Genomic DNA, 11,791 nt, shown 5'->3' on the forward strand with positions numbered 1-11,791 from the left:
GCCACGTGGCTGCAGCGGTACGCCGCCCGAACCAATTCCTTTGGTTCTGTATCAAGGGGTCGGCAAATACGATTTCTGGGCCGCATCGTAGCGGTATTCAACCGTTTCGTCACCCCCGCTCGTCGGCGAGTCTGCAGACACCGTCACCCGCAGCATGGGTAGGCCGGGCTGCTGGACAAACGCAAGCGTACTGCTGTTTTTGACGCAAGGAATCTTCCCAGGCGCCTCCTCGCCACAATTTGCACTGTTGTCCTCACCAGCCGGGATGTTGCCGATATACGTCCAATGCTTGTCGTTGACGTCATCTGTTTCCTTCGGGTTGAACACGAGTGCGTCGTAGGAAAGGATCCGTACGCCCGACTGCAGGCTCCACGTCGGCACGGCCAGGACCAGCCGGCCGTCGTCGGTGACGAGGGTTTGTGGCTTACGTGTCGTGTCGACGGTGTTGCCTTGTTCCATTCCTCCGAATTCGCCGATGTAGGGCTCTGCGCCAAGAAGCTTCCATGGCGACTTGCTACCCGGTTCGCTGGTGACGAAGGTGGCGTGTGCCAAGGTCACCTTGGTGCCAGGCGCGGGATAGTGGTTTTCGCGCTCTGCGCCGAAGAGCTCGGGCGTTTCCCAGGCGAAGCCGGTGTAATAACGCGTACCGCCAAGTTCGAACTGAAAGCCGTACCAGTAATTAATCCAGCTGCCGTTGGCCACTTCGTAGGAAAGTGCGCCGTCGCCATCCACATTGCTGATGAAGTACAGCACGCTGTCGGGACGGGGCGGCTGTAGTTGCTGGGTGGATCCCTGGGTTGCGTCCTGCATGGGAGAAGCATCCTTGTCTGAAGGTTTTGGGGCGGTAATGGCTGCGGGGGGAGTCGCCTTCGAAGCCGCGGCATCCGGTGGCGCCGGCTTGCAGGCAGCGATCATCGCTAACGCAAGGATCAGTGGAATCTTCCTGACGAGCATTGGGGTGCATCCATTGCGGAGGGCGGCGAAAGTCTACTCCAGCGCGACGAGGTGTCCAGTCGTCGCGCCGAGTATCGCCAGGCCAGGGGGCCTGCTGGGCGTCGCGCTTCCAGGCGAGGTAGTGTGTGTGGGGGCTCAGGTCTGCATCCCGTCTGTTGCATCGCTCGTCCGCAGAAACCTCAGGAGGGCTCAGTATCAGTCGTACTTACGCCAGCGGCGTATTGGAAATGATCTCCACCCAATAGCCGTCCGGGTCCTTGATGAAAGCCAGGTGCTTCATACGGCCGTCTTCCAGGCGTTTTTGGTATGCCACGCCGAGGCTGTCGAAGCGTGCGCAGGCGGCGTGGATGTCCGGTACCGAGACGCAAATGTGGCCGAAGCCGCGTGGGTCGCTATTGCCGTCGTGATAGACCGGGCCGTCCTGGGTTTCGGTGCCGTGGTTGTGGGTGAGTTCCAGCACGCCGGGGATGCCGGCCATCCACAGACGGCGCGCTGCGTCGTCGTCGGGAATCGATGTGCCTTCCGGGGTTAATGCGAGAAAGTACAGGCTGAACTGCGCTTCGGCGAAGTGACGCGCATCCAGCAGGCGGAAGCCGAGCACGCGCGTGTAGAAGTCCAGCGATCGCTGCGCATCCTTGATACGCAGCATGGTGTGGTTGAACACGAAACCGCTGGTTACGGGGGGCGCGGCGCTAGCGCCGGGAACGTGTTGCAGATCGGTCAGAGGCATTGTTGGGTTCCTTGTTGAAATCGGGGCACAGGTCAGTGCTGCAGTGTGGGCCGATGTTAGCGAGGCAAGGGTTGTCGGCGTGTCTGCATTACGCGCGTCGGTGATCTGGCCGCCACGCGCTGTAGTCGATCATTGCTTTATGTCTGCGTTTGCCTGCGTTTGCCTGCGTACAGGCCGTGCGCATGGGCCGGAGCGTCCAGGTCCATGCGCACGGCTGTGGCCATCTCAAAACCAGATGCGCACGCCGGCGATGAAGCGGCTGTCGCGCGCCGGTTCGTCGTCCATCGGGGCGCGCTGGGCCCGGTTGCCGAAGCTGCGCTGATGCACCCAGCCGATGTAGGGCGCAAACCGGCGCGTGACTTCGTAGCGGAGGCGCACACCCGCTTCGAGCTGCTCCAGTCCACTGTCGATGCCGCGCTGCGTATCCTCGCTCAGTGCGATGTTCGCTTCCACGCGCGGCTGCAGGATCAGGCGGTTGGTGAGCAGGACGTCGTATTCGCCTTCCAGTCGCAGGGCCGCGCGACCGCCGCTGGCCACGAAGAGGGTGGCCTCGGTTTCGAACTTGTACGGCGCCAGGCCTTGCACGCCGAACGCTGCCCAACTGCGATGATCGGTGCCGATGTCCTGACGCACGCCCACCAGCACGTCCCACCAGGGCGAGACGGCATGGCCGTAGAACGCTTCGACCGACGCGTCTTGCGTGCGCCCCTGTTGTCGCTCGCCTTCGCTGCGTAGCCACAGACGGTTGATATCGCCGCCGATCCACGCGCGCGCCTCCCATTCCTGGCCGCTGCCGCGATCGGTGTCGAACGCCTCCAGTCGATCGAGCAGCACATACCGGTTGACTCCTGTCCCATGCATCGCATGGCTCTGCAACGGGGCGAAGGCCGCTGCGATGTCCTCGGCGGTCGGCTCTGGAATCGGCTCGCGTGGCAGTGCAGTGCGGTGAGTGGCGGCGCTCGTTTGCATCGGCGGGTTGACTGGTGCGTCGTGCTGCATCTGCGCATGGTCCATGGTTGTGTGATCCATTGGCGTCTGCTGCGTGGGGGCTTCATCCATCGATGCGTGATTCATCGCCGCGTGATCCATGGAGCCATGCTCCATGCCTGCGTGCGACATGTGACTGTCACCTGCAGGCGGCTTCAATGCGGCTTCCTGCATCTGAGCATGCTGCAACACCGATGTATCGGCGCGTGCCACAGACGTTGCGGCGTCGCGAGTAGATGCCTTTGCAGGCTTTGGCATCTCGTCGGCGTGCTGCATGTGCGCGTGTGACATCTCCATGGCAGGCAGCATGTCCTGTGCAGTTGCCGACTCCGCATAAAGCGGTTTTGCCGTTTGCAAATCGGTATCGTCAGCCTCGGCCGTCATCTGCATCGCATGCACAGGCGGGTCGTGCGCTGTGTCGTTGCTCGGCGCATCCGCGTGCTGCTGTGCGGCCAACGATGCACTGAACAACCACGTGCTCACGAACAGTGGGCGTAGACGTAACGCGCTCATGCGTCCACCCGCACTTCGCGCATCATGCCCGCTTCCATGTGGTAGAGCAGATGACAGTGGTAGGCCCAGCGGCCCAGCGCATCTGCGCGCACGCGATAGCTACGGCGCGTGCCGGGCGGCATGTCGATGGTGTGCTTGCGCACCTGGAAATTGCCGTCGGCATCTTCCAGGTCGCTCCACATGCCGTGCAGGTGAATCGGGTGTTGCATCATGGTGTCGTTGACCAGCACGATGCGTAGCCGCTCGCCGTAGCGCAGCCGCAGTGGGTCGGCCGAGGCGAAGGCGATGCCGTCGAAGGACCATGCGAATTTTTCCATGTGGCCGGTCAGATGCAGCTCGATCTCGCGACCAGGCTCGCGGCCATCCGGGTCGTCGAACAGACTGTGCAGATCGCCGTAACACAGCACGCGGCGGCCGTTATCGCGCAGGCCTAGGCCAGGGTCGTCCAGGCGCGGTGCAGTGGCCTTGCTGCGCATGTCGATCAACGGATTGCCGGTTTCGCTGGCGGAGTGGTGCGGTGCCTTGTCCGACGCGCTGTCCGGCATGTGCGCATGCTGGGCCGGCATCGGCATCGGCATCGGCATCGGCATCGGCATGGCGTGTGCGGCATGCGGGTCGCTTTGCATGGCATCGCCAGCGTGCATGGAGTGATCGGCGTGCCCCGTGCCACCGCCATGCGCCATGTCCTGCATGGTCAGTATCGCGCGTGGGTCCAGTGGGGGAATTGGCGCCCGCAAGCCATGCCGTACCGCCAGCGTGCCGCAGGCGAATCCGGTGCGGCCCATGTCCTGCGCAAACAACGTAAACGCGTCCTGGCCGGTCGGCTCGACGAGCACATCGAAGGTTTCGGCTGCGGCAATGCGCAGCTCGTCCACGCTGACCGGATGCACGTATTGGCCGTCGGCCGCGACCACGGTCATGCGCAGGCCGGGGATGCGGATGTCGAAGTAGGTCATCGACGAGCCATTGATGACACGCAGCAACACCTTTTCGCCGGGGGTGAACAAGCCGGTCCAGTTGCCGGCCGGCGCCACGCCGTTGAGCAGATAGGTGTAGGTGTTGGCGTTGACGTCCGACAGGTCGGTGGGTGTCATGCGCATGCGCCCCCACATGCCGCGGTCGGCCAGTGTCGCGCGCAAGCCGTCTTCGCGCGCATCGCGCACAAAATCGCCCACCGTGCGCTGCGCGTAATTGTCGTGGCTCGGCATCTGTTTCAAACGACGGAACAGCGCCGCCGGGTCCAGATCGGTCCAGTCCGACAACAGCACCACATGTTCGCGATCAAAGCGGTACGGCGGCGGCGTCAGCGGGTCGATGACGATGGCGCCGTACAGGCCGGCCTGCTCCTGGAACATCGAGTGGCTGTGGTACCAGTAGGTGCCGGATTGGCGCAGCGCGAAGCGGTAGTGATACTCCTGGCCCGGCGCGATGCCATCGAAGCTCATGCCCGGCACGCCGTCCATGTTGGCGGGCAGCAGCAGGCCATGCCAATGCACCGAGGTGGGCTGGTCGGTCAGCGCATTACGCACACGCACGCTCACCGTGTCGCCCTCGCGCCAGCGCAGCGTTGGCGCAGGCAGGCTCTGATTGACGGTGATGGCAGGGCGCGTGCGCCCGGTGAAATTGACCGGCATGCGGCCGATCTGCAGCGACTGGCTACTGCCGCGCAGGACCGGCGTGGAGACCGTGCCGGCCGCACGCGCATCGGTGCTCCACAGCCCGGCGCCTGCGGCAAGCCCGCCCAGGGCCAGGCCTTGCACAAAACGACGCCGGCTGATGGCGGGCGTGGAGGTTGGATCGAATACAGGGGAATCGGAAGACATGTCACCTCCGGCGCGTCTGCAACAGCAGGCAGACGTAGCGCATCGCTGAGAAATCCCGCGTGCAAGGACGCGGGGCGAAGCATGCGTGGAATGGCCGAGGGACGCGGCGCGCTATCGTCAGATCAGGCGGACGACGCACGTATCGTCGAAGCGTTCGCGCAGCCCCTGCCGATCCTGAGCATCTGCGACGCAGCGCTGATGGAGCGCGTCGTGTCGTGTCGGCCGTTAGCCGATGGGAGGTCGAACCGGTTGTTCGTGTGCCGGGCTGCCGCGGCCTTCGTCCAGGGCGGCGGTCACGCCGGAATGACCGAGTAGCCGCGCCGGAACCGCAGGCAGGGTCAGCAAGGCCAGACTGGCGTGCTGCAGGCAGTCGCAGCTGCCCAGCTTGCAGCAGTCGCTTGCGTTCGCGTGTTGGGTCTTGTCGGGCAACGGCGCCGTATCTGGCGCTGGCATGGCGTCATGGCAAGGCATTGCTGCTGCCATGCGCGCCGGCATCGCGTGCGTTGCCGCCTGCGGCATGGCCGTGTTCGGCATCGCCATGCCCACCGACGCCCACGCGCCGGTGGCCGTATTGGCGACCAGGCACAGGCACAGCAGCAGGCGGAGCAGGCAACGCAGCACGGGCGGTCGGGGCTGGCAAAGAACGTTGCGAGCATACCACCGGCCCGCAACTGTCCGCCCGATGACTGCCTGCCCCGGGTGCGCGCCTGGCGGCGGTAGAATCGGGGTCTCTTTCGCATCAAATCCGTGCCCATGTCGCAGCGCCAGTGGGTGGCCGCCGCCATCCAGAAGATCGAGGCCGATTTCAATCGTTCGGCCGACACCCATCTGATTCCGATGGGCCTGCCGGGCTATCCGGGCATCGACCTGTATTTCAAGGACGAGTCCAGCCACCCCACCGGCAGCCTCAAGCACCGCTTGGCGCGCTCGCTGTTTTTGTATGCGCTGACCAATGGCTGGCTGCGTGCAGGGCGCCCGGTGATCGAGGCCTCCAGCGGGTCGACTGCGATTTCCGAAGCCTATTTCGCGCGCTTGCTGGGTGTGCCCTTCATCGCGGTGATGCCCGCCTCGACCTCGCCGGAGAAGATCGCCGCGATCGAATTCCAGGGCGGCCGCTGCCATCTGGTGGAGCGCGCCTGCGATCTGGACAGCGCCTCGCATCAGCTCGCGCGCGAGACCGGCGGGCATTTCATGGACCAGTTCACCTACGCCGAGCGCGCTACCGACTGGCGCGCCAACAACAACATCGCCGAATCGATCTTCAAGCAGCTGGCCGAAGAACCGCACCCCATCCCCGACTGGATCGTCTGCAGCCCCGGCACCGGCGGCACCAGCGCCACCTTGGGGCGCTATGTGCGCTATCGCCGCCATCACACCCGCATCCTGTGCGTGGACCCGGAAGTATCGGTGTTCTTCGACGGCTATTGCCGCGCGGTGGACGGGCAGTGCCCCAAGGAGCTGGCGATCACCGGCGGCTCGCGCATCGAAGGCATCGGCCGGCCGCGGGTGGAATCGAGCTTCATCCCCAGCTGCGTGGATGAAATGATCAAGGTGCCCGATGCTTTGAGCCTGGCCGCGATGCGCCACGTCAGCGCCACCCTGGGCCGTCGCGTGGGCGGTTCCACTGGCACCAACTTCATCGGCGTGCTGCACGCCGCGCAGCGGATGCGCGAGCAAGGCCGTCAGGGCTCCATCGTCAGCATCCTGTGCGATGCCGGCGAGCGCTACGCGCACAGTTACTACAACCCGGCCTGGTATGTGGAACGCGCGATCGATGTCACCGACAGCGATGCGGCCATTGCCAGCGCGGTCAACGGCGGCGCATTGCCGCAGCTGCCTTGTGCTGCGCTGGAATGATCGCCATATCGGGAGCCTGCTGACGCGCGCCGCGTGTCGGTAGGTATCGCCACACATCATTCGTCATCCCTGATCCAGTCCACCGCCGGAGCGCTCCATGACCAACCCGCTGCTCGACCTGTCTGGACTGCCGTCCTTCGATGCCATCCGCCCCGAACATGTGGGCCCGGCGATCGACCAACTGCTGGCCGAGGCGGAAGCGGCGGTGAAGGTGGCCGAGCAGGTCAGCCCGGTGAGCTGGAACAGCTTCGTGGTGCCGCTGGACGATGCCACCGAGCGGCTGTGGCGCGCGTGGGGGCAGGTCGGCCATCTGCAGGCGGTGATGAACACGCCCGAGCTACGCGAGGCCTACAACAGCAATCTGCCCAAGGTGAGCCGCTTCGGCAGCGCGCTGGGCCAGAACCTGGCCTTGTACGCGCAGTACAAGGCGCTGGCGCAATCGCCGGAAGCGGCCGATTACGATGAGGCACGCCGCAAGGTACTGGATAACGCGCTACGCGATTTCCGTCTGGGCGGCGCCGAGCTGGACGACGAGGCCAAGGCGCGCTTTGCGCAGATCCAGGAAGAGCTGTCCGCGTTGGCGGCCAAGTTTTCGCAGAACGTGCTCGATGCCACCGACGCATGGTCGTACGTCACCGAAGACCAGACGCAGTTGTCGGGGCTGCCGGCCGAAGTGATCGCCGCCGCCCGCGCTGCCGCAGAGAAAGATGGCGTCCCGGGCTGGAAGTTCACCTTGCAGATGCCGTGCTATCTGCCGGTGCAGAGCGATGCCGACAGTCGCGACCTGCGCGCGCTGCTGTATCGCGCCAACGCCGAGCGCGCGTCCGAATTCGGCGATGCCGCGCTGGACAACAGCGCCAATATCGATCGCATTCTCGCCCTGCGCGCAGAGCTGGCGCAGCTGCTTGGGTTTGCCGGGTATGCCGACTATTCGGTGGCCACCAAGATGGCGCAAAGCCCGGATGAAGTGATGGGCTTTCTGCGCGACCTGGCGGTGCGCGCCAAGCCATATGCGCAACGCGACCGCGCCGAACTCGAAGCCTTTGCGCGCGACGAACTTGGCCTGGACGAACTGCAGGCCTGGGACCTGGCCTACGTCAGCGAAAAGCTCAAGCAGGCGCGCTACAGCTTCTCCGAGCAGGAAGTGAAGCAGTATTTCACCGAGCCGAAAGTGTTGGCCGGCCTGTTCGATGTGATCCACAGCTTGTACGGCCTGCGCGTCAAGCCCGACAGCGCGCCGGTCTGGCATGAGGATGTGCGTTTTTACCGGCTCGAAGATGCGCAAGGCGCGTTGGTCGGCCAGTTCTATCTGGATCTGTACGCGCGCGAAGGCAAGCGCGGTGGCGCGTGGATGGACGATTGCCGCAACCGCCGCGAGACCGCCAAGGGCGTGCAGACACCGCTGGTGTATCTGGTGTGCAACTTCGGCCGTGGCAGCGGCGATGCACCGGCCACGTTCCGGCATGGCGAAGTCACTACGCTGTTCCATGAAATGGGCCATGGCCTGCATCAGCTGCTCACGCGGATCGGCGAGCTGGGTGTGGCCGGGATCAACGGCGTGGAATGGGACGCGGTGGAATTGCCCAGCCAGTTCATGGAGAACTTCTGCTGGGAATGGGGGCGCGTACAGGCGATGACCGCGCACGTGCAGACCGGCGAGCCGCTGCCGCGCAACCTGTTCGACCGGCTGCTGGCCGCGCGCAATTTCCAGAGCGGCATGTTTACCGTGCGGCAGCTGGAATTCGCATTGTTCGACATGCAATTGCACAGCAGTTTCGACCCGGCTCAGGACAGCGTGCTACAGCTGATCGAACGCGTGCGCGATGAGGTCGCCGTCAATCGCCCGCCGGCGTGGAATCGCTTCCCGCATCAGTTCAGCCACATCTTTGCCGGCGGCTACGCGGCTGGTTACTACAGCTACAAATGGGCCGAAGTGCTCAGCGCCGACGCCTATGCCGCGTTCGAAGAAGCACCCGAGCAGGTGGCCGAGACCGGTGCGCGGTTCCGCGTTGAGGTGCTGTCGCGTGGCGGAAGCCGTAGCGCTGCCGACAACTTCCGCGCCTTCCGTGGTCGCGCGCCCAGCATCGATGCGCTGCTGCGGCATAACGGCATGGCGGGCTGAGCGGGGCAGTCGCGCGCCTGCCATCGCTGGCAGGCGCTGCGTTCGCAGGGCATGCGTTCGCAGTTCAGTGAGGTGGATTGTCGTATAAGCGCAGCAGCGCGGTCACCCAGATGACCGATGCGCCACTGGATCAGCACATCAAGGAAAGTGCAATGCAGCGACGTCTGTCATGGAGTGTGGTGGTGTTGATGGCCGCGGCGGTACCGGCCGCGGCGCAGCACGCCGGTCACGCCAGTAGTCTGGCTGGCCTGCGCGCAGGCCCAGGCGAGGAATACCGGCGTGTGGGCGAGGCCAGCGCCGGCAACGCGCTCACGGTCTATGGGTGCCTGAAGAACGGCAGATGGTGCGATGTGCGTGCGCCGGATGCGCGTGGCTGGATGCCTGCGCAAGCGATCGCGCTGGAGCGCGGCGATTTGAGCCGCGTGGTGCCGAAACTCGAGTTTTCGCTGGACGCGTATTGGGACGCGCATTACCGCGGCCGCGAATGGACCGTGGAGAGTGAGCGCGCGCTGTGGCGCGACCATTCACCCGGCAACTCGCCGGCGCTGGAAGTGCTTGCGCCCGGTGAGGGCCTGCCGCAAGCCGGCGACCCCTCCATCGCAAGACGCGTCAAACAGGAGACACGCGTAAACACCGAGCGGACCAACCGCGAGCGAGCCGAGATCGATGCGGCCAGGAGCTTGCAGTTCAAGCGCGATCAGGCCCGGACGGCGTGCCGCAGCAGGCAGCGCGCACAAGAGCAGAGCGCTGCCAGGGACGCGAAGGGCCAGCCCGCCAGCAGCGGGACCTCGATGGAAGATTGCGACCGCTTGCGGGACGAATAAGACACCGCACCTGCGCCTTGGCGCAGGGCGGTAACGCGTGATTGCACGTCGCTGCTTTCACATAGGCATGTCGTCAACATGCGTGCTGGCAACGCTGTTCTGTCGCATCGCGGTTGCTTGAAGTTGCACCGCCCGTCTTCCACTGATGGACCCCTTGCACGGCGCGGACACGGATCGACTCTCCGTACCCGCGTGGCTGCACAACGCGATTACACGCGTTTGCATGCAGCCATCACGCCCGCCCGAACACCAGGGTGCCGTTGGTCCCGCCAAAGCCGAAGCTGTTGGACATCACCGTGTTCAAGGTCGCTTCCTGTGTCTGCCGCAGGATCGGGAAGCCTTCGGCGCGCGGGTCGAGTTCGTCGATATGCGCCGAGCCGGCCATGAAGCCATCGCGCAACATCAGCAGGCTGTAGATCGCCTCGTGCACGCTGGCTGCGCCCAGCGAATGACCGGACAGCGCCTTGGTCGACGACAGCGGCGGCACGTTGTCGCCGAACACCGCGCGCACTGCGCCCAGCTCGGTGACATCGCCCAGCGGTGTCGAGGTGCCGTGCGTGTTGAGGTAATCGATCGGGCGATCCAGCCCCTGCATGGCCATGTGCATGCAGCGCACCGCGCCTTCGCCGCTGGGCGCCACCATGTCCGCACCATCGGAGGTCACGCCATAGCCGAGCAGCTCGGCATGGATGCGTGCGCCGCGTGCGACGGCGTGGTCGTAGTCTTCCAGCACCAACATGCCGCCGCCGCTACCGATGACGAAGCCATCGCGCTGCGCATCGTACGGGCGCGAGGCCACTGCCGGGCGATCGTTGAAGCCGGTGGACAGCGCGCCCATCGCATCGAACATCACGCTCATGGTCCAGTGCAGTTCTTCGCCGCCGCCGGCGAACATCACATCCTGCGCGCCGTGCCGGATCAGATCCGCCGCCGCGCCGATGCAATGCGCCGAGGTCGCGCAGGCGGCCGACAGCGAATAGCTCAGGCCGCGGATCTTGAACGCGGTGGCCAGCGAGGCCGACACCGCCGAGCACATGGTGCGCGGCACCATGTACGGGCCCACCTTGCGCACGCCGCGGTTGCGCAGCAGATCGGCGGTTTCCACCTGCCATTGGCTGGACCCGCCGCCGGAACCGGCGATTACGCCGGTGCGCACATCGCTAACCTGTTCGGCGCTCAGGCCCGCATCGGCAATCGCATCGCGCATGGCCAGATACGCGTACGCGCAGGCGTCGCCCATGAAGCGTTTGAGCTTGCGGTCGATCAGTGCTTCCAGATCCAGCGTGACTGCGCCGCCCACCTGGCTGCGCAGACCGGCCTCGGCATGGTCGGGCAGGGCGGTGATGCCGGAGCGGCTTTCGCGCAATGCGATGGAGACGGTGTCCAGGTCATTGCCCAGACACGAATTGATGCCCATTCCGGTGACGACGACACGACGCATCAGAAGTTCTCCGTCGAAGTGAACATGCCCACGCGCAGATCCTTGGCGGTATAGATTTCGCGCCCGTCCACCAGCATGCGCGCATCGGTCTGCGCCATCACCAGCTTGCGGTTGATCACGCGGCTCACATCGATCTCATAGCTCACCAGCTTGGCGCTGGGCAGCACCTGGCCGGTGAACTTGACCTCCCCGCAACCCAGCGCGCGGCCGCGGCCTGCAGCGCCGATCCAGGTCAGGAAGAAGCCGGTCAGCTGCCACATCGCATCCAGCCCCAGGCAACCGGGCATCACCGGGTCGCCGATGAAATGGCAACCGAAAAACCACAGGTCGGGGCGCACATCCAGCTCGGCGCGAATCACGCCCTTGCCGTGCGCGCCGCCGGTGTCGCTGATCTCGGTGATGCGGTCGAACATCAGCATCGGGTCGTTCGGCAGCCTGCCGCTGTCGGGTCCGAACAATTCACCGCGCGCGCTGGCCAGCAATTGGTCGCGCGAATACGCACTTTGACGAGTCATCACAAACGTTTCCTGCAAGGAGCGA

Annotated in this window: 11 protein-coding genes; 4 read left to right on the forward strand and 7 right to left on the reverse strand. The window is 65.1% G+C overall.

Features of this window, described 5'->3' with window-relative positions:
• Window positions 1–51: 51 nt before the first annotated feature.
• The 4 genes from XdyCFBP7245_RS07510 to XdyCFBP7245_RS07525 all read right to left on the reverse strand — a co-directional run bounded on the left by XdyCFBP7245_RS07510 (window position 52) and on the right by XdyCFBP7245_RS07525 (window position 5,007).
• Window positions 52–810, reverse strand: a complete 759-nt coding sequence (locus XdyCFBP7245_RS07510; RefSeq protein ID WP_104615083.1) for a hypothetical protein — start codon at window positions 808–810, stop codon at window positions 52–54.
• A 349-nt stretch (window positions 811–1,159) separates the two neighbouring features.
• A complete protein-coding gene (gene gloA / locus XdyCFBP7245_RS07515) occupies window positions 1,160–1,684 on the reverse strand; it encodes a lactoylglutathione lyase (RefSeq protein ID WP_104615084.1) in 525 nt (174 codons plus the stop codon).
• 225 nt (window positions 1,685–1,909) lie between these two features.
• The gene (locus tag XdyCFBP7245_RS07520; protein ID WP_386261346.1) at window positions 1,910–2,980 is read right to left on the reverse strand and encodes a copper resistance protein B; all 1,071 of its coding nucleotides are present in this window, start codon (window positions 2,978–2,980) and stop codon (window positions 1,910–1,912) included.
• 200 nt (window positions 2,981–3,180) lie between these two features.
• Window positions 3,181–5,007: a copper resistance system multicopper oxidase gene (locus XdyCFBP7245_RS07525; protein ID WP_104615086.1), complete on the reverse strand. Its 1,827-nt coding sequence runs from the start codon at window positions 5,005–5,007 to the stop codon at window positions 3,181–3,183.
• Window positions 5,008–5,097: 90 nt separating this feature from the next.
• Here XdyCFBP7245_RS07525 and XdyCFBP7245_RS24155 point away from each other — a divergent pair, with 90 nt between their 5' ends.
• On the forward strand, window positions 5,098–5,322 hold the full coding sequence (locus tag XdyCFBP7245_RS24155; protein WP_170068555.1) for a hypothetical protein: 225 nt from the start codon (window positions 5,098–5,100) through the stop codon (window positions 5,320–5,322).
• Here XdyCFBP7245_RS24155 and XdyCFBP7245_RS07530 read toward each other — a convergent pair.
• A complete protein-coding gene (locus XdyCFBP7245_RS07530; protein WP_104615087.1) occupies window positions 5,233–5,628 on the reverse strand; it encodes a CopL family metal-binding regulatory protein in 396 nt (131 codons plus the stop codon). The genes XdyCFBP7245_RS24155 and XdyCFBP7245_RS07530 overlap by 90 nt on opposite strands.
• A gap of 132 nt (window positions 5,629–5,760) precedes the next feature.
• Here XdyCFBP7245_RS07530 and XdyCFBP7245_RS07535 point away from each other — a divergent pair, with 132 nt between their 5' ends.
• From XdyCFBP7245_RS07535 to XdyCFBP7245_RS07545, 3 genes are all read left to right on the forward strand, one after another.
• On the forward strand, window positions 5,761–6,864 hold the full coding sequence (locus XdyCFBP7245_RS07535) for a PLP-dependent cysteine synthase family protein (protein WP_104615088.1): 1,104 nt from the start codon (window positions 5,761–5,763) through the stop codon (window positions 6,862–6,864).
• A 97-nt stretch (window positions 6,865–6,961) separates the two neighbouring features.
• Window positions 6,962–8,986, forward strand: a complete 2,025-nt coding sequence (locus tag XdyCFBP7245_RS07540) for a M3 family metallopeptidase (protein ID WP_104615089.1) — start codon at window positions 6,962–6,964, stop codon at window positions 8,984–8,986.
• Between the two features lie 152 nt (window positions 8,987–9,138).
• Entirely contained in the window at window positions 9,139–9,810 is a 672-nt protein-coding gene (locus XdyCFBP7245_RS07545) for an SH3 domain-containing protein (RefSeq protein ID WP_104615119.1), read from the forward strand.
• Between the two features lie 232 nt (window positions 9,811–10,042).
• Here the strand turns inward: XdyCFBP7245_RS07545 and fabB are convergent, their stop codons facing one another.
• Together fabB and fabA are read right to left on the reverse strand one after the other, a co-directional pair.
• Window positions 10,043–11,251, reverse strand: coding sequence for a beta-ketoacyl-ACP synthase I (gene fabB, locus XdyCFBP7245_RS07550; protein WP_104615090.1), 1,209 nt, complete (start codon window positions 11,249–11,251; stop codon window positions 10,043–10,045).
• On the reverse strand, window positions 11,251–11,766 hold the full coding sequence (gene fabA / locus XdyCFBP7245_RS07555) for a 3-hydroxyacyl-[acyl-carrier-protein] dehydratase FabA (protein ID WP_039421849.1): 516 nt from the start codon (window positions 11,764–11,766) through the stop codon (window positions 11,251–11,253). The genes fabB and fabA overlap by 1 nt, the downstream gene beginning before the upstream one ends.
• Window positions 11,767–11,791: the final 25 nt, after the last annotated feature.

Origin of the sequence: Xanthomonas dyei, from assembly GCF_002939865.1 — a bacterium.
Lineage (GTDB): Bacteria > Pseudomonadota > Gammaproteobacteria > Xanthomonadales > Xanthomonadaceae > Xanthomonas > Xanthomonas dyei.

What these genes read in the sequence shown, in the direction of transcription:
- fabA (WP_039421849.1), bottom strand. Translation starts at nt 11,766, where the DNA reads ATGACTCGTCAAAGTGCGTATTCGCGCGACCAATTGCTGGCCAGCGCG.
- XdyCFBP7245_RS07540 (WP_104615089.1), top strand. Translation starts at nt 6,962, where the DNA reads ATGACCAACCCGCTGCTCGACCTGTCTGGACTGCCGTCCTTCGATGCC.
- XdyCFBP7245_RS07525 (WP_104615086.1), bottom strand. Translation starts at nt 5,007, where the DNA reads ATGTCTTCCGATTCCCCTGTATTCGATCCAACCTCCACGCCCGCCATC.
- XdyCFBP7245_RS07535 (WP_104615088.1), top strand. Translation starts at nt 5,761, where the DNA reads ATGTCGCAGCGCCAGTGGGTGGCCGCCGCCATCCAGAAGATCGAGGCC.
- XdyCFBP7245_RS07545 (WP_104615119.1), top strand. Translation starts at nt 9,139, where the DNA reads ATGCAGCGACGTCTGTCATGGAGTGTGGTGGTGTTGATGGCCGCGGCG.
- XdyCFBP7245_RS07510 (WP_104615083.1), bottom strand. Translation starts at nt 810, where the DNA reads ATGCAGGACGCAACCCAGGGATCCACCCAGCAACTACAGCCGCCCCGT.
- gloA (WP_104615084.1), bottom strand. Translation starts at nt 1,684, where the DNA reads ATGCCTCTGACCGATCTGCAACACGTTCCCGGCGCTAGCGCCGCGCCC.
- XdyCFBP7245_RS07520 (WP_386261346.1), bottom strand. Translation starts at nt 2,980, where the DNA reads ATGCTGCCTGCCATGGAGATGTCACACGCGCACATGCAGCACGCCGAC.
- fabB (WP_104615090.1), bottom strand. Translation starts at nt 11,251, where the DNA reads ATGCGTCGTGTCGTCGTCACCGGAATGGGCATCAATTCGTGTCTGGGC.
- XdyCFBP7245_RS24155 (WP_170068555.1), top strand. Translation starts at nt 5,098, where the DNA reads ATGGCCGAGGGACGCGGCGCGCTATCGTCAGATCAGGCGGACGACGCA.